The sequence below is a fragment of the Streptomyces sp. Ag109_O5-10 genome (assembly GCF_900105755.1).
Lineage (GTDB): Bacteria > Actinomycetota > Actinomycetes > Streptomycetales > Streptomycetaceae > Streptomyces.
This window is the reverse complement of sequence record NZ_FNTQ01000001.1, coordinates 8,536,349-8,557,422: the sequence shown is the minus strand read 5'-3', so window position 1 is coordinate 8,557,422 and position 21,074 is coordinate 8,536,349. Positions and strand designations below refer to the sequence as shown.

The 21,074-nt window shown below is 73.8% G+C and carries 18 protein-coding genes; 8 read left to right on the top strand and 10 right to left on the bottom strand.

What is annotated here, in order from left to right:
- Position 1: 1 nt before the first annotated feature.
- Positions 2-1,570 carry a purine-cytosine permease family protein gene (locus tag BLW82_RS39015; protein ID WP_093506658.1) on the bottom strand — a complete coding sequence of 523 codons (1,569 nt, stop codon included), beginning with the start codon at positions 1,568-1,570 and terminating at the stop codon, positions 2-4.
- Positions 1,567-2,535, bottom strand: coding sequence for an agmatinase (gene speB, locus BLW82_RS39010; protein WP_093506656.1), 969 nt, complete (start codon positions 2,533-2,535; stop codon positions 1,567-1,569). Before speB ends, BLW82_RS39015 begins: the two co-directional genes overlap by 4 nt.
- Positions 2,536-2,691: 156 nt before the next feature.
- On the opposite strand from speB, the gene BLW82_RS39005 reads away from it, so the two are divergent.
- Complete coding sequence (locus BLW82_RS39005) at positions 2,692-4,179, top strand: PucR family transcriptional regulator (protein WP_256216100.1); 1,488 nt, start codon at positions 2,692-2,694, stop codon at positions 4,177-4,179.
- A gap of 108 nt (positions 4,180-4,287) precedes the next feature.
- Positions 4,288-4,731, top strand: a complete 444-nt coding sequence (locus BLW82_RS39000; protein ID WP_093506652.1) for a cupin domain-containing protein — start codon at positions 4,288-4,290, stop codon at positions 4,729-4,731.
- An 89-nt stretch (positions 4,732-4,820) separates the two neighbouring features.
- On the opposite strand, the gene helR is transcribed toward BLW82_RS39000, so the two are convergent.
- The 3 genes from helR to BLW82_RS38985 all read right to left on the bottom strand — a co-directional run bounded on the left by helR (position 4,821) and on the right by BLW82_RS38985 (position 9,187).
- Positions 4,821-6,992 (bottom strand): RNA polymerase recycling motor ATPase HelR, encoded by a 2,172-nt coding sequence (gene helR / locus BLW82_RS38995; RefSeq protein ID WP_093506650.1) that lies wholly within the window; start codon positions 6,990-6,992, stop codon positions 4,821-4,823.
- Positions 6,993-7,272: 280 nt separating this feature from the next.
- Entirely contained in the window at positions 7,273-8,472 is a 1,200-nt protein-coding gene (locus BLW82_RS38990; protein WP_093508506.1) for a glycosyltransferase, read from the bottom strand.
- A 166-nt stretch (positions 8,473-8,638) separates the two neighbouring features.
- Positions 8,639-9,187: an RNA polymerase sigma factor gene (locus tag BLW82_RS38985; RefSeq protein WP_093506648.1), complete on the bottom strand. Its 549-nt coding sequence runs from the start codon at positions 9,185-9,187 to the stop codon at positions 8,639-8,641.
- Positions 9,188-9,233: 46 nt separating this feature from the next.
- On the opposite strand from BLW82_RS38985, the gene BLW82_RS38980 reads away from it, so the two are divergent.
- The 5 genes from BLW82_RS38980 (at position 9,234) to BLW82_RS38960 (ending at position 14,859) form a co-directional block, all read left to right on the top strand.
- Complete coding sequence (locus BLW82_RS38980) at positions 9,234-10,640, top strand: serine/threonine-protein kinase (RefSeq protein WP_093506646.1); 1,407 nt, start codon at positions 9,234-9,236, stop codon at positions 10,638-10,640.
- Between the two features lie 128 nt (positions 10,641-10,768).
- Positions 10,769-11,473 (top strand): DUF4232 domain-containing protein, encoded by a 705-nt coding sequence (locus BLW82_RS38975; RefSeq protein ID WP_093506644.1) that lies wholly within the window; start codon positions 10,769-10,771, stop codon positions 11,471-11,473.
- Between the two features lie 191 nt (positions 11,474-11,664).
- Positions 11,665-12,918: a polysaccharide deacetylase family protein gene (locus tag BLW82_RS38970; protein WP_177233209.1), complete on the top strand. Its 1,254-nt coding sequence runs from the start codon at positions 11,665-11,667 to the stop codon at positions 12,916-12,918.
- Between the two features lie 29 nt (positions 12,919-12,947).
- Entirely contained in the window at positions 12,948-14,249 is a 1,302-nt protein-coding gene (locus tag BLW82_RS38965; RefSeq protein WP_093506642.1) for an arsenic transporter, read from the top strand.
- 121 nt (positions 14,250-14,370) lie between these two features.
- On the top strand, positions 14,371-14,859 hold the full coding sequence (locus tag BLW82_RS38960) for a universal stress protein (RefSeq protein ID WP_093506640.1): 489 nt from the start codon (positions 14,371-14,373) through the stop codon (positions 14,857-14,859).
- A gap of 12 nt (positions 14,860-14,871) precedes the next feature.
- On the opposite strand, the gene BLW82_RS38955 is transcribed toward BLW82_RS38960, so the two are convergent.
- A complete protein-coding gene (locus tag BLW82_RS38955; protein ID WP_093506637.1) occupies positions 14,872-16,743 on the bottom strand; it encodes a ricin-type beta-trefoil lectin domain protein in 1,872 nt (623 codons plus the stop codon).
- Between the two features lie 415 nt (positions 16,744-17,158).
- Positions 17,159-18,055 (bottom strand): helix-turn-helix domain-containing protein, encoded by an 897-nt coding sequence (locus tag BLW82_RS38950; protein ID WP_093506635.1) that lies wholly within the window; start codon positions 18,053-18,055, stop codon positions 17,159-17,161.
- Positions 18,056-18,124: 69 nt separating this feature from the next.
- Here BLW82_RS38950 and BLW82_RS38945 point away from each other — a divergent pair, with 69 nt between their 5' ends.
- Complete coding sequence (locus BLW82_RS38945; RefSeq protein ID WP_093506633.1) at positions 18,125-18,907, top strand: phytanoyl-CoA dioxygenase family protein; 783 nt, start codon at positions 18,125-18,127, stop codon at positions 18,905-18,907.
- Between the two features lie 60 nt (positions 18,908-18,967).
- Here BLW82_RS38945 and BLW82_RS38940 read toward each other — a convergent pair whose 3' ends face one another.
- The 3 genes from BLW82_RS38940 to BLW82_RS38930 form a co-directional block, all read right to left on the bottom strand.
- A complete protein-coding gene (locus BLW82_RS38940) occupies positions 18,968-19,936 on the bottom strand; it encodes an aldo/keto reductase (protein ID WP_093506631.1) in 969 nt (322 codons plus the stop codon).
- A 105-nt stretch (positions 19,937-20,041) separates the two neighbouring features.
- Entirely contained in the window at positions 20,042-20,575 is a 534-nt protein-coding gene (locus BLW82_RS38935) for a flavoprotein (protein ID WP_093506629.1), read from the bottom strand.
- A gap of 20 nt (positions 20,576-20,595) precedes the next feature.
- On the bottom strand, positions 20,596-21,054 hold the full coding sequence (locus tag BLW82_RS38930) for a nuclear transport factor 2 family protein (RefSeq protein WP_093506627.1): 459 nt from the start codon (positions 21,052-21,054) through the stop codon (positions 20,596-20,598).
- Positions 21,055-21,074 lie beyond the last annotated feature (20 nt).

Sequence of the window (21,074 nt, the reverse complement as noted above, 5' to 3'; positions counted from 1 at the left end):
CTCACACCTCCGCGGGCTCGGGGGCGGCGACGACCGCGCCGTCGGCCGCGGTGATGGGCGGCACCGGGGTGTCGGCGGCGCGCACCAGCCGCGGGCCCTCGGGACCGAAGACGGCGCGGGGCTCGGGGAAGAGCCACAGCAGGGCCAGGTAGAGGACCGCGGCGAGACCCAGGCCGACGGGCAGCGAGATGTCCACGCCGCCCGCGAGGTCGCCGAGGGCGCCGACGAACTGGCCGGGGAGGTTGACGAACTGGACCGCGAGCAGGGCGGCGGCCAGCCAGGCGGCCATACCGCGCCAGTTCCAGCCGTGCGTGAACCAGTAACGCCCGCCCCGCTGACGGCGGTTGAAGACCTGCAGCGAGTCGGGGTCGTACCAGCCGCGGCGGGTGAGGAAGCCCAGGGTCATGATGACCATCCACGGCGCGGTGCAGACGATGATCAGCGTCGCGAAGGTGGAGATGGACTGGGTCAGGTTGGCGGCGAACCGGCCGATGAAGATGAAGGAGATCGACAGGACGCCGATGAACACGGTGGCCTGCACCCGGCTGAACCTCGGGAAGACGCTGGCGAAGTCGAGGCCGGTGCCGTAGAGCGAGGTGGTGCCGGTGGACATGCCGCCGATCAGGGCGAGCAGGCAGACAGGCAGGAAGTACCAGGAGGGCGAGACGGCGAGCAGGCCGCCGACGTAGTCCGGGGCGCTCGGGTCGAGGAAGTTCCCGGCCTTGGCGGCGATGATCGAGGCGGTCGCCAGGCCGAAGAAGAACGGCAGGATCGTCGCGATCTGGGAGAGGAACGCCGCGCCCATGACCCGGCGGCGCGGGGCGTCGGCGGGGATGTAGCGGGCCCAGTCGCCGAGGAACGCCCCGAACGAGACGGGGTTGGAGAGCACGATCAGCGCGGAGCCGATGAACGCCGGCCAGAAGCCCGGGGTGCTCAGCGAGTGGAAGCTGCCCTGGTAGCCGGGGTCGAAGTCGCCCCCGAAGGCGAAGAGGCCGAGGACGAAGAGCAGCGAGGCGGCGGCCACCGCGATTTTGTTCACGAAGAGCATGAACCGGAAGCCGTAGATGCACACCGTCAGCACCAGCGCGGCGAACAGCCCGTACGCCAGCGCGTACACGCCCTCATTGGTCGGCAGGTGGAACATCCGGTGCGCGCCGCCGACCAGGGCGTCGCCGGAGGACCACACGGAGATCGAGAAGAACGCGACCGCGGTCAGCAGGGAGAGGAAGGAGCCGACAACCCGGCCGTGCACCCCCAGGTGGGCGGAGGAGGAGACCGAGTTGTTCGTGCCGTTCAGCGGGCCGAACACGGCGAGCGGGGCCAGGATCAGCGCACCGACGGCGAGGCCCAGGCCGGTGGCCGCCAGGCCCTGCCAGAAGGAGAGCCCGAACAGGATCGGGAAGGCGCCGAGGACGCAGGTGGCGAAGGTGTTCGCGCCGCCGAAGGCGACCCGGAACAGGTCGAGCGGCCGGGCGGTGCGGTCGGCGTCGGGGATGCGCTCGACGCCGTAGGTCTCGATCTCGGTCAGCGACGGGGCGTCGTGCTGCTCCGCTGGGGGGCTGGTGGTCATGTCTGCTCCTCGCGAGGGCCGGCGGAGTCCAGGGTGAACAGGCTGATCAGGTCGTAGGCGACGTGCGACGCGGCGACGGAGGTGATGTCGGCGTGGTCGTAGGCGGGGGCGACCTCGACGACGTCGCCGCCGACGAGGTGGAGCCCGGCGAGGCCGCGCAGGATCTCCAGCAGCTCACGCGAGGTCATGCCGCCGGCTTCCGGGGTGCCGGTGCCGGGGGCGTGTGCGGGGTCGAGGACGTCGATGTCGACGGAGACGTACAGCGGCCGGTCGCCGATGCGCTGCCGCAGCGCGTCCACGGTCTCGTCGACGCCGCGGCGCAGCACGTCGGCGGAGGTGACGATGCCGAAGCCGAGCCGGCGGTCCTCCTCCAGGTCCCGCTTGCCGTACAGGGGGCCGCGGGTGCCGACGTGGCTGAGCGCCTCGGTGTCGACGATGCCCTCCTCGACGGCGCGGCGGAACGGGGTGCCGTGGGTGTACTCGGCGCCGAAGTAGGTGTCCCAGGTGTCGAGGTGGGCGTCGAAGTGGAGCACGGCGACCGGCCCGTGCCGCTTGGCGACGGCGCGCAGCAGGGGCAGCGCGATGGTGTGGTCGCCGCCGATGGTCACCAGCTTCGTGCCGTCGGCCTGGAGGCGGGAGGCCTCGTGCTCGACGGTCTCGATCGCCTCGTTGATGTCGAAGGGGTTCACCGGGATGTCCCCGGCGTCGGCGACCTGCGCCGTCGCGAACGGGGACACGTCGAGCGCCGGGTGGTAGGGACGCAGCAGCCGGGACGCCTCGCGGACGGCGGCCGGGGCGAACCGGGCGCCGGGCCGGTAGGAGACGCCGGTGTCGAAGGGCACGCCGACGACGGCGATGTCCGCGCGGGTCACCTCGTCGAGACGCGGCAGCCGGGCGAAGGTCGCGGGTCCCGCGTAGCGGGGGATCCGGGAGGAGTCCACGGGTCCACGGGGCTCGGTCGTCATGGGGAACCTTCCTGTCGAGCCTGGGCGTACACCGCCGGGTGGGCGGACCCTGGACCGGAGCTGGTGGTTCCGGTGGCGGGGGGATCGATGCCTCAGTGTGCGGACGGCCGGCCAAGAGGGTCAATTGTCGACGGCACGAAGAACTACAGTGGGCTTGTGCCCGACCACAAAGCGACTCCGCGCTCCGTCCTCACCGTGGGCGACCTGCTGTCCTTCCCGGCGTTGCAGATGCGTCTGCTCGCGGGCGGTGCCGGCCTGGGCCGTACGGTCTCCTGGGCGCACGTCAGTGAGCTGGAGGACCCCACTCCGTGGCTGCAGGGCTCGGAGGTCCTCATGACCGTGGGCCTCGCGGTACCGCGCGGCGGGGCTGCGCAGCGGCGCTATCTGGAGCGCCTCGACGACGCGGGCGTCGCGGCGCTGGTTCTCAGCACCCAGCTGCGCACCCCGCCGCTGCGGCAGGCCTTCCTCGCGGCGGCCGGGGAGCGCGGCTTCCCGGTCCTGGAAGTGCCGCTCACCGTTCCCTTCGTGACCATCGCCCAGGAGGTCGCCGCCGCGGTCAGCGAGAAGTCCGCCGAACGGCTGGGCGCCCAGCTCCAGGTGTTCGGCGCGCTGCGCTGGATGGCCGAGGAGGACCTCGACATCCCCGCGCTCTTCGACCGCCTGGAGCAGCTCAGCGGCTACCGCATCTTCCTGTGCACCCCCCAGGGGCGCCCGCTGCTGCCCGGTGTCCCGGCACCGGAGGACCTGTCGGTGCTCCCGGCACACCCGGACGCCCCGCCTACCGTGCCCGGCGGCTTCGTGCTGCCCGTCCTCGGCCCGGGCGGCGCGGCCGGCTATCTGGTGGCGCTGGAACAGGCCGGCGCGCGTCCGGCCGGGCTGGCCGTCGTCCAGCACCTGGCCACCGTCGCCGCCCTGCGGCTCGCGATGGTGCGCCAGGAGCGCGAGGTGCTGCGGCGGGAGGGTGCGGAAACCCTCGCCGAGCTGCTCCAGGACACCCTCGACGCGGCCGGCGCCCAGCGCAGGCTGGACCACCACGGTCTGGACGCCCGGCGGCCGGTCGTCCTCGCGGTGCTCCGGCGCGCCCAGGACGAGCAGCTGGCCGGCGCCCTGTCCGGCCACCCGCACCTCATCCTGCGCCGCGGCGAGGACCGGCTGGTGCTGGCCGAGCCCGGCTTCACCGAGGCGCTGGCCGAGCTGCCGGACGCGGTGTGCGGGGTGAGCCGGCCCGTCACCGTCGGCGAGCCGCTGCGGGTCGCCCTGCAGGAGGCGGAATGGGCGGCGGGCCGCGCGGAGGAGGCGGGCAAGCCGCTCCTCCACTACGGCGAGGACGCCACCGGGCGCTGGCTGCCGGAGGACCGCCGGCTGCTGGCCGCCCTCGTCGAGCAGGTCCTCGGCGCGGCCCTGCGCTACGACCAGGCGCACGGGTCCCAGCTGCTGGTCTCCGTGCGCACCTGGATGGAACGCGACCGGCGCACCGAGGACGCCGCCGCGGCACTGCACATCCACCCCAACACCCTCGCCTACCGGCTGCGCCGATTCGGCGAGGTGACCGGCCGGGACCTGTCGACGACGGCCGCCTTCACCGAGGTCTGGTTCGCCGTGCGCGCGGCGACCGAACTGGGCGTGGCGGTCGCCGGGCCGTAGCGGGCGCCCGCGACACGTCGACGCCCGCCGATTGCGAAAGCAACGGTCACGAGGCCGCCGGACGTACAGTCGGTCACGCTCGGCACCGCACGCGGAAAGGACGGTTCAGTGTCGGAGGACCCACAGCACGCCCATCCCGGCGACGCTCCGGACGCCCCGAACTGGATCCGCGCGGCGCAGGTGCTCCAGGACGCCGCTCCCCTCACCATCCCCGAGGGCGCGTCGGCGATGACCATCCGCGTCCAGTGGGAACCCGGCGATCCCGGAACCCCACCGCACCGCCACACCGGCCCGGCGTTCGGGTACGTCGTCGAGGGCGCGGTCCGCTTCGAGCTGGAGGGTGAGCCCGAGCGGATCGTCGAGGCCGGCGGCACGTTCTGGGAGCCGGGCGGCGACGTCATCCACTACCAGGACGGCAACGCGCTCGCCGACGCCAGGACCGAGTTCGTGGTCACCATGATGTGCGCGCCGGGCAAGCCGATGCTGGAGCTGGTCGAGGCCGAGGAGCTGAGGCAGCGCGCCCATCTGCGTGCTCCCCGGCCCGCGGGCTGACCTGGCTCCGGCCCAGGCGCGTGCGTCGACCGCGGCGCCGTCGTGGCTGGTCGCGCGGTTCCTCACCCAGCGCCCCTTGGGGGCGCTGATCAGTCGCTGGTCAGGACGACCAGCTGCCGGGTCGCCCGGGTCATCGCGACGTAGCGGTCCACGCCGCCCGTCACGCCTGTGCCGAACCTCTCCGGGTCGACGAGGACGACGAGGTCGAATTCGAGTCCCTTCGACAGTTCCGGGGTGAGCGCGCTGACCCGGGGCGTCGGTGTGAACGAGGGGTCGCCGATCACGCAGGCGACGCCCTCGGCGTGGCCGGCGAGCCAGGTGCCGAGGATCTCGTCCCGCTCGGACACGGATCCGTGGACCACGGGCAGGCCGCCGCCGCGGATCGAGGTCGGCACGTTGGCGTCCGGGAGCACGGCCCGGATCACCGGCTCGGCCTCCGCCATGACCTCTTCCGGGGTGCGGTAGTTGATGCTGAGCGAGGCCAGCTCGATCCGGTCGAGCCCGACCCGTGCCAGGCGTTCCTGCCAGGTCTCCGTGAACCCGTGCCGTGCCTGGGCGCGGTCCCCGACGATGGTGAAGCTGCGGGACGGGCAGCGCAGCAGCAGCATCTGCCACTCCGCGTCGGTGAGCTCCTGGGCCTCGTCGACGACGATGTGGGCGAACGGGCCGGCCAGCAGGTCGGGAGCGGGGACGGCCAGCTCGGACTCGTCGACCAGGCTGACCGCGGCGTCCTCGCCGCGGAGCATGATCACCAGGCCCTCGCCGTCGTCGCCGTCGGCTCCCGAGTCCCGGACGGCCCCGATCAGGTTGTCGACGACCTGGGTCATGCGCTCGCGCTGGGCGGCGAGCACGGCCTCCTGCCGGCGCCTGCGCCGGGAGGTCTCCGGGTCGCCGAGCCGCTGTCGGGCCGCGTCCAGGAGCGGCAGGTCGGACACCGTCCAGGCCTGGGCGTCGGCGCGCTGGAGCCTGCGTACGCCGTCCGGGCCGAGCCAGGGGGCGCACAGCCGCAGGTAGGCGGGCACCGACCAGAGGTCCCCGACCAGGTCGGTCGGCTCCAGCAGCGGCCAGGCGCGGTCGAGGGTGTCGACCAGGTCCCGGTCCCGCTGCAACGATCCGCGGAACTCCGCGGGCGCCACGTCGTCGCCGCGGTACTTCTCCAGCAGGATGGCGGCCAGCTCCTCCCAGATCTGGTCGCGTGCCTCGTTGTGCGGGGTGCCGGGAGCCGGTGCCCGGAACGCGTCGGCCCAGTCGTCCGCGGTCAGCCGGAGGTCGCCCCAGTCGGTGGTGACCGTCGTCCCCCGCTCCGGGGGCTCCTCGTAGAACCGGACGGCGGTCTCGATCGCCCGCACCATGTCCGCGGACGACTTCAGCCGGGCCGCCTCCGGGTCGGTCTCGACGGCGGCCGTGGCCCCCTCGTCGACGAGATCCCTCAGGACGCAGGTCTGCACGCCCTCCTCGCCGAGGCTCGGCAGGACGTCGGAGACGTAGTTCAGGTAGGGCCGGTGCGGGCCGACGAACAGCACCCCGCCCCGGCGGTGGCCGAGCCGCGGGTCGGAGTACAGCAGGTGGGCGGTGCGGTGCAGGGCGACGACCGTCTTGCCGGTGCCCGGGCCGCCGTCGACGACGAGGGCGCCGCGGGATCCGGCGCGGATGATCGCGTCCTGGTCGGCCTGGATGGTGGCGAGGACGTCCCGCATCCGCTCCGAGCGGTCGGCGCCCAGACTGGCGATGAACGCGGACTGGTCGTCGAGCGCGGCGTGCCCGTCGAGTCCGTCGGCGGTGAACACCTCGTCCCAGTAGTCGCTGATCCGGCCGTCCGTCCAGCGGTACCTGCGCCTGCTGCGCAGCCCCGCCGGGTCGGCGTGGGTGGCCGCGAAGAACGGCTCGGCGGCGGGCGACCGCCAGTCGATCAGCAGCCGGCGCCCCGTGCTGTCGGTGAGGCCGAGGCGGCCGATGTACACGGGCTCGGGGTCGTCGGCGGCGACGATGCGTCCCAGGCACAGGTCCAGGCCGAAGCGGCGCAGGGTGCGCAGGCGCCCGGTCAGCCGGTGGACCTCGATGTCCCGGTCCATCGCGGCCCGGCCGGTGCCGCCGGGCGCCCTGAGCTCGGCGTCGAGGCGGTCGGACAGTTCCGCGATCGTCTGGGCGAGGCACTCGGCCACGGCGGCCAGTTGCCGCTCGTCGTCGGCGATCAGGGCCGGGTCGGCCTTGGCGGCGAGCCGTTCGGGCAGGTCGAAGGCGCTGGTGGTCAGGGGGTTCAAAGAATCAGCTCCGTGGGGTGGCCGTGCGGGCCGCGGGCACGCACGGCAGGGCGTCCGGGGAGGACGGGAAGAACGGGTGGACACGGGGGCCCGGACGGCGGCCGCCGTCGGGGGGTGATCGCGGGGTGTGGTGGGTGACGGGCGGGTCGCGGGGCCGTCGTGGCCGGTCGCGCCCGCGCGGCGGGGCCGTACGGTCGGGCAGCGCCCGAGGTGGTCGTGTCACGGCGGCTCAGGCGCCGCCGAGGAGCGGCCGTGCGGCCACGGGGTCGTGTACGGCGACTCAGGCGCCGCCGAGGAGCAGCCGTGCGGCCACGGTGGCTCCGTCGGTGCGCATCGTGCCGGCCACGGCGGCCGCACGGGCACGGGTCTCGGGGGTGAGGGCGGTCGCGAGCGCGGCCGAGAGCGAGCCGACGGTCGGTACCGGGCCGTCGTGGGCCGCGCCGATGCCGAGTGCGGCGACCCGGGCGGCCCAGTGCGGCTGGTCCACGAGCTGGGGGACGACCACCTGGGGCACCCCCGCCACGGCGGCCGTCGTCGTGGTGCCCGCGCCTCCGTGGTGGACGACGGCGGCGACCCGGCGGAACAGCGCCTGGTGGTTGACCTCGCCGACGGCGAAGCAGTCGGCGAGGTCCCCCGGAGCGAGGTCGGCCCAGCCACGGCCGATCAGCACCCGGCGGCCCTGGGCACGTACCGCCTCGACGGCCACCCGGGCGGCGTCCGGCGCGCCGCGCATGGCCATGCTGCCGAAGCCGACGTAGACCGGCGGCGGGCCGGCCGCCAGGAACGCCAGCAGGTCGGCCGGCAGCGGTCGGGTGTCCGGCAGCAGCCACGCGCCGGTCTGGACGAGGTCGAGGTCGGTCATCTCCTGCCACGGGGCGAGCCCCGGATCGGCCGCCAGCCACGGCCGGTCGGTGAGGACGTGATCGCGGACGTTGTCCACCGGGGGCAGGCCGAGCGCGGCCCGGTGGGTGTTGAGCGCGTCGCCGTACAGGGCGTTCACCCGCTCGGCGTCCACCTTCCACAGCGTCGGCAGGTCGGCGTCGGCGGGGGCCGGGCGGCCAGGCCTTCTCGCGGGCGGGAAACGCGAGGAGGGCAGCCCCGCCGTGTGGTAGCAGGCCAGGACGTAGCGGATGCCCAGGTTCTCGGCCACCGACCGCGCACCGGCCGGCATCAGGCCGCTCGCCACGATCGCGTCGCAGCCCTCGGCCGCCGGGCCGACCGTGTCGAAGTGCGCGGCCACCAGCTCGGGCGCGAGCTTGAACGCGTCCTCAGGAGCCGGGTTCGGCCGGGTCACCAGCGCGCGCACCGACGGCCCGAACGGCACGTGCGGCACGCCCGCACGGGCCAGCAGCTCCGCGAACTCCTGATCCGGCGGTGCGCACACCCGGGCCTCGGCGCCGAGTTCGCGCAGCGCCACCGCGAGTCCCGCCAGCGGCTCGACGTCGCCGCGCGACCCATATCCCATCAACAGCACACGCATGTCGCGCATCCCCCACATACCGCGGTTCCTGGCTTCGGCCTGCGATTGTGCGGGACGAGGGGGGCCTTGCCACAAGCCCCCCGGTGCGCTATACGTTGAGAAGGGAGAGGAGAAGCCCTCCCCCCTGTGTATGTTGCGGGCCGCCGACGAGCGGCCCTTTCCGCTGTCAGGGCGCGCTCAGCCAGGGCCGGACCTGCTTGCGCGCCTCGTGCAGCCGGGACTTCAGGGTGCCCAGCGGGATCCCCACCCGCTCGGCGACCTCGGCGTAGTCCAGCTGGCAGATGTCCCGGTAGACGAGCGGCGCGACCAGCTGCGGGTGCTCCCGCTCCAGCCGGTCCAGCGCCTCCAGCAGATCGATGCGGGACCCGGCGATCACACTCGTCGTGCGCGGGTCGACGTGCGCGGTGGGTTCGATGGTCGCCGGCTGCTCCGCCGCCCGGCGCTTGAGGTCTCGGTACTTCTGCCGGGAGCAGTTGGCGACGACGGTGTACAGCCAGGTGCTGAAGCGGCTGCGGCCCTCGAACGTGGAGATCTTCCGGGAGATCTGCAGCAGCACGTCCTGGGCCGCCTCCTCGGCGTCCTCCCGGCACGGCAGGAACCGCCCGCAGCGTCGTACGACGTCCGGCCAGACCTCGGAGAGCAGCTGGTTCAGAGCCGCCTGGTCGCCGGCGGCGGCCTGCCGGGCGAGGTCTTCGGTCAGCGCGGCGTCCGGCACGGGAGGTCCCCCTCGAAGTCGATCTCAGGACAGGCATGATAGTCGTATGCAACCCCTGGAGCGGATCGGCCGCTATCGCCTCGGACAGCGCCTGGGCACCGGTGCCTTCGGGACGGTCTGGCTCGCCCACGACGACCAGCTGGACGCCCCGGTCGCGGTGAAGGTGCTCGCCGACAACTGGTCCCACCGGCTCGACATCCACGACCGCTTCTTGTCCGAGGCGCGGCTGCTGCGGCGGGCCGACTCGAAGCGCGTGGTGCAGGTCTACGACATCGGCGAACTCCCGGACGGGCGGCCGTACTTCGTGATGGAGTACGCCGACGCGGGGACCCTCGCCGACCTGCTCGGCGGCGGCCCGCTCCCGATCCCCGACGCGCTGCGGCTGACCGCGCTGGCGGCGCGCGGCGCGCAGGACCTGCACGGGGCGGGGATCGTGCACCGGGACATCAAGCCGACCAACGTGCTGCTGCGCACCGCGCAGGACGGCACCCGGCGGGTGCTGCTGGCCGACCTGGGGCTGGCGAAGAGCCTGGCGCAGGCGTCGGGGCTGACCCTGGCCGCCGGTTCGGCGGGGTACCAGCCGCCGGAGCAGGCCGAGCCCGGCGAGGGCATCGACGCGCGCGCCGACGTCTACGCGCTGGGCGCGGTCGGCTACGAACTGGTCACCGGGACGGTGCCGGGGGCGCCCGGGCGGGTGATCCGGCCGGAGCGGCTGCGGCCCGATCTCGGGGAGGACGTGCAGCGGGCCCTGCTGCGGGCCCTGGAGCCGGACCGGCAGCGGCGCTGGCCGTCCGCGCAGGCCTTCGCGGACGAGCTGGACCGGCTGGCGGCGGCCGCGGCGGGCCGCAGGGCGCGCCGTCCCCGGCGCCTGGACGGTGTCCGCAGGCGGCTCAACGCGGTCACGCTGACCGTCGCCGCGGTCCTCGCGGCCGGGGGCACCGCCCTCGCGGTCACGATGATCGACCGGAACGGGTCGGCGGGTGAGGAGACGCGGGTCGCCGACTCCACCGGCCGGGTGGTGGCCGAGGTGCCCTCCGGGTGGGCGGGCGAGCTGCGGAACTCCGGCTGGAACCCGCAGGCCCTGGGGCTGGCCCCCGGACAGCAGCCGGGTCTGGAGGTCGCCGACGACGTGTCCGAGTGGCAGGACCTGACGACCGCGGTGAACGGCGTCTTCATCGGCGTGAGCGAGAAGGGGGACGTCTCCGCCAAGGTGGACGCCCTCTCCCACTCCGGCTGCCACTACGACGGCAGCCGCGCCTTCACCGGCACCGAGTGGAAGGGCAGTGTCCGCAGCTGGAGCGGCTGCGCCGGCGCGGGCGGCTCGATCCAGGAGGCGGCCCTGCGCCCGGCCGGCGGGGAGAGCGAGCCGCAGGTGTACGTCCAGGTACGGCAGAAGGGCGCCGTCGACAGGACCGTCACGGACGGCATACTCCGGTCCCTTCGGGTCACCTGAGTCGGGGAATCCCGGCGTGCCCCCGAACTTTTCCGCCGTTTCTCGCATCGGATGGGAGTGACGGCGCACGGAGCGCCTCGGGCACGTCCCGCGGGCGTGCCACGACACATCCAGGAGTGGTGAGACACATGGCGCACACGTCCCAGTCCTTGCGGCGCGGGGCGGCCCTGCTCGCGAGCACGGTCGCCGCCCTGGGCCTGCTGACCGCCTGCGGCAACGGCGGCCAGGGCAAGTCCCCGGAGTCGGTGTCGGGCACGGCCGCGCCGGCGACCGGCAACGCGTCGAGCACGGACAGCTCGGGCACCTCCGCCGTCCCGTCCGGCGGCGGATCCTCCTCGGCGTCGCAGAGCGGCGGCTCGTCGACGGGCGGCGGGTCGTCGACCGGCGGCACCACCTCGAGCAGCGCCACCGCGACGCGCTGCCACACCTCGGAGCTGGCCGCCTCGGTGGGCGGCAACAACCCGGGGGCCGGACAGGAGAACTTCCCGCTCGTGCTCACCAACAAGTCGGGCCGCACCTGCACGGTGCGCGGCTTCCCGGGCGCCGCCTTCGTGAACGCTTCCGGCACCCAGCTCGGCCCCGACCCGCAGCGCGAGTCCGGCACCACCGCCACGACGGTCACCCTGAAGCCCGGCCAGAGCGCCTGGGCCGGGTTGACCTTCTCCAACCCGGAGATCAGCGGCGCCAAGACGGCGACGCCGGCCGCGCTCCTCGTCACCCCGCCGGACGAGAAGGACTCGCTGAAGGTCACCTGGAAGAACGGCGCGGTCCCGGTCTCCGGGAACGCCTCCTCGGTGCGCCTGGGCGTCTTCAGCGCCGGTACCGGCGCCTGACCACCCCCTGACCCGGACCCCGCCGCCCACTCCCCCGGGCAGCGGGGTCCGTCATGCCCGGGCCACAACTGTCACAGGCGTGCAACACGCGCGGCCGGCTCCGATCTTTTTCGCCCGACCACCCATCGAACCCGTCGACCACACAGCGACGGGGCTCCGCGAGGGGCCGGACGACGGAATCGGGGACGGACATGGGCGGCATCTCTCGCAGGCGGGTGCTGACGGCGGGCGCGACGGCAGGGGCCCTCGGCGCCCTCTCGGCATGCTCGAACGGCAGCTTGACCCTGGGCGGCAGCAGCCCGGCCGGCGGCGGCAGGGGCGGCGCCGACGGCGGCGCGCCGGCGAAGCCGCTGAAGCTCATCGGCGACGGCTCCACCGCCGACACCGGCGCGCAGCCGCACCAGCCGAGGGCGGCCCGGATGGCGCCCGGCACCAAGCCGCCGCAGTTCGTGGTGTTCTCCTGGGACGGCGCGGGCGAGCTCAGCAACAAGCTGTTCTCCCGATTCCGCACGGTGGCCGCGGACCACGGCGCCAAGATGACGTTCTTCCTCTCCGGCATCTACACCCTGCCCGAGTCCAAGAAGGACCTCTACCGTCCCCCGCAGCACCCGGTCGGCGCCTCCGCGATCGGCTACCTCTCCGACGGGCACATCCACAACACGCTCCAGCAGGTGCGGGCGGCCTGGCTTGAGGGCCACGAGATCGGCACCCACTTCAACGGGCACTTCTGCGGCTCCGACGGCGTGCGCAACTGGTCCCCCGCCGAGTGGCGCAGCGAGATCGACCAGGCCGTGGACTTCGTGACCAAGTGGAAGACGAACACCGGCTTCACCGACCTGGAGCCGCTGCCCTTCGACTACCGCAAGGAGCTGATCGGCGGCCGCACGCCGTGCCTGGAGGGCCAGGCCAACCTGCTGCCCACCGCGGCCGCGCTCGGCTGGAAGTACGACGCCTCCTCGCCCGGCGGCCTGCAGATCTGGCCGGGCAAGGTGCAGGGCAACCGCATCTGGGACTTCCCGCTGCAGTCCATACCGTTCCCCGGGCACTCCTTCCAGGTCCTGTCGATGGACTACAACATGATGTACAACCAGTCCGCCGGGAATCCGCTGGGCGACAAGACGCAGTACGACGCCTGGCGCACCCAGGCCCGCGACAGCTACGTGGCGGGCTTCGAGCGGGCCTACAGCACCAACCGGGCGCCGTTCTTCATCGGCAACCACTTCGAGCGCTGGAACGGCGGCATATACATGGACGCCGTCGAGGAAGCGATCGGCAAGATGGCCCAGTACGACGACGTGCGCTTCGTGTCCTTCAAGCAGCTCGTGGCGTGGCTGGAGGCGCAGGACCCGGCGGTGCTGCGGACGCTGCGCACGCTGAACCCGGGGCAGGAGCCGACCGGCGGCTGGGGCGAGTTCCTCGGCGCGGCGGGTACCCCGTCCTCGTAAACGGGGTCCGTCCGCGTTCATCTGCTTTCATGGGCGGGGCCCCACTTGATCACGCCTCCGAGGGACACGCCCTGAACACCCCGCTCGCCGAGACCCTGTCCGTGCTCCTGCTCGCCGCCGTGCTGGCCTGGGCCGTCGTTCGGCCGCGCGGCTGGCCGGAGGCGGTGCTCGCCGTGCCGGCGGCGGGCGTCGTCGTCGCCACCGGGGCGATCTCCCTCGACCATGCGCGGGCGGAGGCCGAGCAGTTGGGGCCGGTGGTCGGGTTCCTCGCCGCGGTCCTGGTGCTGGCCCACTTCTGCGACGTGGAGGGCCTGTTCCAGGCCTGCGGGGCGTGGATGGCGCGCTGGTCGGGCGGGCGGCCGGTGCGGCTGCTGACGGCGGTGTTCGCCCTGGCCTCGCTGATCACCGCCGTACTGAGCCTGGACGCGACGGTGGTGCTGCTGACGCCGGTGGTGTTCGCGACGGCGGCCCGGTCCGGGGTGCGGGCGAAACCCCACGTCTACGCCTGTACGCACCTGTCGAACACCGCCTCGCTGCTGCTGCCGGTGTCGAACCTGACGAACCTGCTGGCATTCGCGGCGAGCGGGCTGAGCTTCACCCGGTTCGCGGCGCTGATGGTGCTGCCCTGGCTCGTGGCGATCGGCGCCGAGTACCTGGTGTTCCGGCGGTTCTTCGCCCGTGACCTGTCCTCGGCGGCCCCCGGTTCCCAGGACCCCGGCGAACCGCCCCGGCTGCCGGTGTTCGCGCTGGTGACGGTGGCCTGCACGCTCGCCGGGTTCGTGCTCACCTCGGCGGTCGGCGTCGACCCGGCGTGGGCCGCGTGCGCGGGCGCGCTGGTGCTGGCCGGGCGGGCACTGGTACGGCGGAAGGCGACCCCGCTGACGGTGGTGAAGGCGGCCGCGCCCGCGTTCCTGGCGTTCGTGCTGGCGCTCGGGATCGTGGTGCGGGCGGTCGTCGACAACGGGCTGGCGGACGCGCTCGGCCAGGTGCTGCCGGGCGGGACCGGGCTGCCGGCGCTGCTCGGCGTCGCCGCGCTGGCGGCCGTCCTCGCGAACATCGTCAACAACCTGCCGGCGGTGCTGGTGCTGCTGCCGCTGGCCGCGCCGGCCGGGCCGGGCGCGGTGCTCGCGGTGCTGCTCGGGGTGAACATCGGACCGAATCTCACCTACGCCGGTTCCCTGGCGACACTGCTGTGGCGCAGGATCGTGCACCAGCACGACCACGGCGTGGACCTCGGCGAGTTCACCCGCCTGGGCCTGCTCGCCGTGCCGACCGCGCTGTGCGGAGCGGTGGTGGCACTGTGGGGGGCGCTCCAGGTGGTCGGGGTCTGAGCGCCCCGGAGGCGCGCGGGGAACTGCGCGACCGGCCACGACGGCGCAGCAGTCGACGCGCGGCGGACCGCGGCACTTCAAGCGGAGCGCGTCATCGGGAAACAGCTGGGAGGCCAAGGACATGCGGGTGATCGTCTGGCTGGTCGAGGGGACCTGGCCGGCCTGTGTGGACGCGGCGCGCGGTTACGCGCCGGACGCGTCCGAGGTGGTACTGCTGCACGTGGCCGAGCCAGGGGTGGCCGGGCTCGCGCACGGTGCCTTCGCGGGGCTGCTGGGCCGGGCCGGCTCGGAACCGGACCCGGAGGGGCGGCTGGTGGAGCTCGGCGACACGTCGGCGGCGGAGTTGCTGGCCGCGGCCGAGGCCCGGCTGGGGCGGCCGTGCACCCGGCTGGAGCGGGTCGGCCGGGTCGAGCGGGAGGTGGTGGCCGCCGCCGAGGACGCCGGCCTGCTGGTCCTGGCCCGGGACGGCGACCGGTCCCGGCTCGGGCCGCACAGTCTGGGCAGGGCGGCCCGGTTCGTGGTCGACCACGCGCCCTGCCCGGTGCTGCTGGTGTGGCCGGAGGGGGCACCGGGCCTGACGACGATGCCGCCCCCGCCGCCGCACTCCTGAGCCGGCGCGGGCTCAGTGCCCGTGATAGCCCCCGTAGCCACCGCCGAAACCGCCGCCGCCCCCGTAGCCGCCGCCCCCGTAGCCGCCGCCGTACTGGCCGCCCCCGGAGCCGTAGCAGTAGCCCGGGTACTGGACGCACGGGGGGTAGCCGGCGGTACTCGACGGCGTCGGCTGCGCGGTCGTCCTGGACGCCGACGGGGCTGGTGTCGGCGTGGTGGGCTTCGCGGCCCTGGTGGTCGGGGCGGCGGACGCGGTCGGGGCCGGTGTCGGTGTGGTGTCGGCGTCCCAGTTGACGATCTGCATCTGCAGGTCGGGCTGGGAGGTGTCCATCACCCAGCGCTGGGCATTGGCGTTCGTCCGGTTCTTCACCACCAGGGCGCCGCCGCCGTCGGTGGCGGCCGGGGCGAGCGCCAGGTCCTGGTCCCAGCGGGGCACCAGCGCGCCCTGGAGGGTGAAGTCGTACCGGACGCTCTTCGCCTTGGTCCCGGCCGCCGCGGTGCACGGGGCGAGCTGGACGGAGTAGCCGAGGTGCGAGTCGAGGCACAGGTCGGGGGCGGCCGCGTTGCGCAGCAGTCCGTCGCCGTCGTACGTCCACTGCTGGCTGGCGACCGTGGAGCACTCGGCGAGCTCGGTCTCGGCACCCTTGACGGCCTTCTTGCCGACCACGCCGATGCACAGGCCGGAGGCGATGTTGTGCAGGCGGCCGCGCAGGGTGCCCTGGGCGCTCCGGCTGGTGCCGACCCAGGACGGTCCGGAGGTGGCGGAGCCGGCCGGTGTGGCGGACGGCCTGGCGGTGGCCGAGGTGGAGTCGTCGCCGGAGCCGAGCACCGACCACAGCACCAGGGGCAGCACGACCAGGCCGCTCACGGCGCCCACGGCCACGGCGAGGTTGCGACGGCGGAGCCGGCGGGCGGCCCGCTGCGTGGCGCGGCGGGAGGCGGCCGGGTGCGCGACCAGGTCCTTGCCCGGGGCGGCGGACGGCGCGAAGGCCTCGCCGCCGGCGAGGCCGCCCGCGAATCCGTCGGCGGGTGCGGCCGGTTGTTCGGCGGGCTGCCCGGCCTGTGCGGCCCGGGACTCCATGTAGGCGCGGGCGCCCCAGCCGAGCACGGCCTCGGCGAGGGCGATGCCGAGCCCGCCGTTGAACTGGTGGAGCTGGTCGGCGGTGTACCGGCAGTGCTTGCAGCCGTTCAGGTGCTGCTGGAGGTCGCGGTCGATGTCGATCCCGCCGCGCCGGAAGGTCACGTCGATCATGCGGACGTAGCGCCGGCACTCGTCCTCGTGGGCGAGTTCCCGGTGCACCTGGAGGCACTCCTCGCGCATCCGGTCGCGGGCCCGGCCCAGTTCGACGTGCGCGTCCTGCTCGTCGAGGCCCAGCAGTGCGGCGGGGGACGCCAGGGGTTCCGACTCGACCTCGGTGTGCCACAGCACCGTCCGCGAGGACGGGGTGAGCCGCTGGAAGGCACGGGAGAGCAACCGCCGGTCGGCGGGCGGGAGCAGCCGGGAGGCGGCCCGCTCGCCCTGGCCGGCGCGCAGCTGGGGGTGGAGGAGTTCGCCGCGGCCGTCGTTGTCCCATTCGGCGGCGATACGCCGGACGGTGACGAGGAGCTGGGGGCGCCAGGCGGCGGTCGGCCCGGCCTGGCGGAGGGATTCCCCGAAGAGCCGGGTGAATGCGGCGGTGGTGAGCATGCCCGCGCCGCGCGTCCCGTCGGCGCACAGTCGGGCGTAGGCGAAGGCCGCTTCCCAGTGCCGGTCGAGCAGTTCACCGACGGGATGCAGGGCGGGTGCCGTCCCCGTCCACTGCTTGAGCTCGGCGCTGAGCTGCTCGTCGGTGACGTCGAACGGCCGGGCGGGGGTAGGGGAATTCCCCAGGCCTGCGTCGTTCACGGCTGCATTCCTTCCAGACGCAACGCGGGATTCGGCCCATACCGCCTGGTATGCGACCGGTATGCGGCCCCGCCGACGTCAAGGCTGGATGGGCTTGTTGGGGGGTTCGGCGCGCGGGGAGCGGCCTCGCGCACGCGGCGGTGGAAAACAATTGTCCGCATGCCGACACGCCACACCTTTGCACAGGCCAGCACGGCAGAACAAGAGATCCCAGGGTTTTGCGCATTGCCCGGCGGCTGCGCCAATTTGACGATTCGTCAAGGACAGAGTCCGCGCTTTGTCGTCGTATCGACATCGCAATTGGCGCGGGGATTCAGGGCGGGCCGCCCCGGTATCGGCACCAACCATTGAACCACGCCCCGACCTGGACAGGGCAGCCGGGCGGCCGGCACCCGGGAACCAATAACCGGGCGCATTACGGACGTTCACCCGCGCGGTAGGCGCCGGGCGGGACACCGTATCGCTCTCGGAAAACCCGGTTGAAGTGGAACGGGCTGGGAAATCCGGACGCGGCGGCGACCCGCTCGACGGTCAGGTCGCTGCTCTCCAGCAGCCGGGCGGCGTGTCGCAGCCGCGCCTCGCGCAGGGCGCGCATCGGCGGCACGCCGGTGCGGGCGGTGAAGAGGTGGGCGAACCGGGACGGCGACAGCGCGACACGCGCCGCGAGCGAGCGGACCGTGTGCGGGGCGGCCGGGTCGGCGGCGATCAGTTCCTCGGCGCGGCGCACCCGTTCGTCCCCGGCGTCCCCGCCGGGCGCCGCCGGGTGCGCGCCGGCGGTCGCGAGCAGGACGGCCTCCTCCAGCGCGCACAGGGCGAGTTCGCGGGCCGCGCTGCCGTGCGCGACGGCGACGGGGTCGTCGCCGGCCGCCGGGGCGGGCGGCGCGCCGGTGCCACTCCAGCGGGAGTCGGCGAGCACGCGCTGGAAGGCCGCCTCGATCCGGGCACGGGTGCCGTCCGGGGCGCCGACGGCGTACACGCCGTCGCCGAGGGCTCGGGGGGCCAGCCACGGCATCCAGTGGGGGCGGACCTGGCAGTGCGTCCACCAGAACCGCCAGCGGCGTGCGCCGGGCCCGACGGCGTAGCTGTGCGGGACGCCGGGGGCGAGGACGACGAGGTCACCGGCGCGTGCGGTGGTCTCCACCGCACCCTGTCGGAGCAGGCCGCTGCCGTCCGTCGTCCAGGTGAGCAGCCAGCTGTTCGCCCCCGCGGGGCGGTTGATCCGGTAGCCGGGCCCTTCGTCGTAGCGGCCGGTGACGACCATCCCCGGAGGCGGGGCCGGGACAGCAGTGCCGGGCAGCTCCGCAGCGCTCATGGGCATCCTCTCCGCGGCGGCCTCGCCCTAGCGTGACAGGTCCAGGGCACCGGACCGAGGAGGGCGGCCATGACAGCCACGGGCATCGACACCACCGTCGCGCGGCAGTTCGAGGAGGACGGGTTCACCGTCGTACGGGGGTTGTTCGGGCACGACGAGATCGACCGGCTGTGCGCGGAGTTCGCGGCGCTGCACGCGGCGGGGCGGGTCGTGCCGGGCCACTTCGAGCCGAGGCCGACGGGGGATCCGCTGCAGCGGTATCCGCGGGTGATGCAGCCGCACGAGATCTGTGCGCTCGCGCGGCGGTTCCTGCTGGACGCGCGGCTGCGGGTGGTCCTGGAGGCGCTGTTCGGGGAGGAGGTGCTGGCCGCGCAGAGCATGTTCTACTTCAAGCCGCCGGGGGCCCGGGGACAGGCGCTGCACCAGGACAACTTCTACCTGCGGGTGGAGCCGGGGACGTGTGTCGCCGCGTGGGTCGCCTGTGAGGCAATCGACCGGGAGAACGGCGGCCTCGAGGTGGTGCCGGGGACGCACCGGATGGACCTGTTCTGCCCCGAGGAGTCGGATGCGGAGCTGTCGTTCGCGCGGGAGTACGTGGCACCGCCGGAGGGGCTCGCGGCGGTGCCGGTCGACATGGGACCGGGGGACGTGCTGTTCTTCAACGGGAGCCTGGTGCACGGGTCGCGGCCCAACCGCTCCGCCGGCCGGTTCCGGCGTTCGTTCATCGGGCACTACGTGGGACGGTCGGCGGAGCGGATCGGTGAGTACTACCGGACGTTGTCCATGGGCGGGGAACCTGTGCCTCTGCTCAGGAGCGACGGGGGTGGGCCGTGCGGGACCGAGCGGGTGTGACGCGGGGCGGCTGCGACGCGGTTGCCCGCGCAACTCCCCACGCCCCCGCAGGGGCGCGGCTCAGTGGCCGGAGACCGGATGGGGGCCGTACGGCTGCTGCAGTTCTTCGAGTTCCTTGTCGCTGAGGGCCAACTCCACTGCCGCCACCGCATCCTCGATGTGCTTGGGCTTCGACGCGCCGACGATCGGGGCGGTCACCGTGCTCTGGTGCAGGAGCCAGGCCAGGGCCACCTGGGCGCGCGGGACGCCCCGGTCGTCGGCGATCCGGGTGACCGCCTCGACGATCGCGCGGTCGCCCTCCTGGTAGAGGCGGCTGCCGAAGGTGTCGTTCGCGCTGCGCTCGGTGACCGTGCCCCAGTCGCGGGTGAGGCGGCCCCGAGCCAGCGGGCTCCACGGCAGTACGCCCACGCCCTGGTCGGCGCAGAGCGGCAGCATCTCGCGTTCCTCCTCGCGGTAGAGGAGGTTGTAGTGGTTCTGCATGGACACGAACTTGGTCCAGCCGTGCCGCTCGGCGGTGTACTGCGCCTTGGAGAACTCCCAGGCGTACATCGAACTCGCCCCGATGTAGCGTGCCTTGCCGGCCTTGACGACGTCGTGCAGCGCCTCCATCGTCTCCTCGATCGGCGTGGCGTGATCGTAACGGTGGATCTGGTACAGGTCGACGTAGTCGGTGCCGAGACGGCCGAGGCTGTGGTCGATCTCGGTGAGGATCGCCTTGCGGGACAGGCCCCCGCCGTTGGGTCCGGGGCGCATCCGGCCGTGCACCTTGGTGGCGAGGACGATCTCGTCGCGCCGGGCGAAGTCGCGCAGCGCCTTGCCGACGATCTCCTCGCTGGTGCCGTCGGAGTAGACGTTGGCGGTGTCGAAGAAGTTGATGCCCGCCTCCAGCGCCTGCCGGATCAGCGGACGGGCCGCCTCCTCGCCGAGGGTCCACTCGTGGGTGCCACGGTCGGGCGCGCCGTAGGTCATGCAGCCGAGGCAGATCCGGGACACGTCCATACCGGTGCGGCCGAGCTTCACGTACTCCATCGTTGTCTCCCACCGTCGAGATCACGTCGTACAGAGGCGAGCGTACGTCGGCCGGCCGGCCGGTCTCCTGTCGTGGCGGTGGTTATCGGACGCCGGGGGCCGTCGTCAGGGCCGCTCCAGCAGGTCCAGCGCGCGCTCCCAGGCGAACTCGGGGCGGCCGCCGTCGGCGCCGGCCTCGCCGGCATAGGGGTCGCCGAAGCGGACACCGAGCGCGCGCAGCCGGACCAGGCTCTCCTGGTACGCGGGGTGGGCGGCGAGCGCGCCGGCGACGCAGGGCAGGACCGCGATCGGCACGTCCAGTCCGAGGGCCTCGCACAGGGTGCCCACGGCGAGGGTGTCGGCGAGCCCGGCTGCCCACTTGTTGACGGTGTTGAAGGTGGCCGGGGCGACGACCACGGCGTCCGGCGCGGGGAAGGGACGCGGATCGGAGGGGCGGCGCCAGGCCGACCGGATCGGGCGGCCGGTGCGCGCCTCCGCCTCCGCGGTGTCGAAGAAGCCGTTCACGGCCACGGGGGTGGCGATGACCCCGACCTCCCAGCCGCGCTCCTGGGCCGCGGTGATGAGTCTGCCGACGCCCGCGGCGATACCGGCGGCGCAGACGACCAGGTAGAGGAAGGGCTTGCGGGGCTCGTCGGTCATCCGGGAACCCTATGCGGGGGCTACCGGAGCGGGAAGGACAGGCCCCGCTCGGACTCCGGGCGCGGCCCGTGGATCCGGCGCTCGTGCTCCTCGATCGGCACGTCGTTGATGCTGGCCTCGCGCCGGGTCATGAGCCCGTGTCCGTCGAACTCCCACAGCTCGTTGCCGTAGGAGCGCCACCACCGGCCGTCGGCGTCGTGGCACTCGTACTGGAAGCGCACCGCGATGCGGTCGCCGTCGAAGGACCACAGGTCCTTGCGGAGCGCGTAGTCGAGTTCGCGGGCCCACTTCGCGGTGAGGAACTCGACGATCGCGGCGCGGCCGGTGACGAAGGTGTCGCGGTTGCGCCAGACCGAGTCCTCGGAGTAGGCGAGCGCGACCCGCTCGGGGTCGCGGGTGTTCCAGGCGTCCTCGGCGGCCTGCACCTTCTGGAGGGCGGTCTCCCGGGTGAAGGGCGGCAGGGGCGGGCGGTCGGCCATGGTCTCCTCCTCGTCGAAGC

Coding starts and splice junctions, on each gene's coding strand:
- BLW82_RS39015 (WP_093506658.1), bottom strand. CDS start 1,570: ATGACCACCAGCCCCCCAGCGGAGCAGCACGACGCCCCGTCGCTGACC.
- speB (WP_093506656.1), bottom strand. CDS start 2,535: ATGACGACCGAGCCCCGTGGACCCGTGGACTCCTCCCGGATCCCCCGC.
- BLW82_RS38990 (WP_093508506.1), bottom strand. CDS start 8,472: ATGCGTGTGCTGTTGATGGGATATGGGTCGCGCGGCGACGTCGAGCCG.
- BLW82_RS38980 (WP_093506646.1), top strand. CDS start 9,234: ATGCAACCCCTGGAGCGGATCGGCCGCTATCGCCTCGGACAGCGCCTG.
- BLW82_RS38975 (WP_093506644.1), top strand. CDS start 10,769: ATGGCGCACACGTCCCAGTCCTTGCGGCGCGGGGCGGCCCTGCTCGCG.
- BLW82_RS38970 (WP_177233209.1), top strand. CDS start 11,665: ATGGGCGGCATCTCTCGCAGGCGGGTGCTGACGGCGGGCGCGACGGCA.
- BLW82_RS38965 (WP_093506642.1), top strand. CDS start 12,948: ATGGGCGGGGCCCCACTTGATCACGCCTCCGAGGGACACGCCCTGAAC.
- BLW82_RS38960 (WP_093506640.1), top strand. CDS start 14,371: ATGCGGGTGATCGTCTGGCTGGTCGAGGGGACCTGGCCGGCCTGTGTG.
- BLW82_RS38950 (WP_093506635.1), bottom strand. CDS start 18,055: ATGAGCGCTGCGGAGCTGCCCGGCACTGCTGTCCCGGCCCCGCCTCCG.
- BLW82_RS38945 (WP_093506633.1), top strand. CDS start 18,125: ATGACAGCCACGGGCATCGACACCACCGTCGCGCGGCAGTTCGAGGAG.
- BLW82_RS38940 (WP_093506631.1), bottom strand. CDS start 19,936: ATGGAGTACGTGAAGCTCGGCCGCACCGGTATGGACGTGTCCCGGATC.
- BLW82_RS38935 (WP_093506629.1), bottom strand. CDS start 20,575: ATGACCGACGAGCCCCGCAAGCCCTTCCTCTACCTGGTCGTCTGCGCC.
- BLW82_RS38930 (WP_093506627.1), bottom strand. CDS start 21,054: ATGGCCGACCGCCCGCCCCTGCCGCCCTTCACCCGGGAGACCGCCCTC.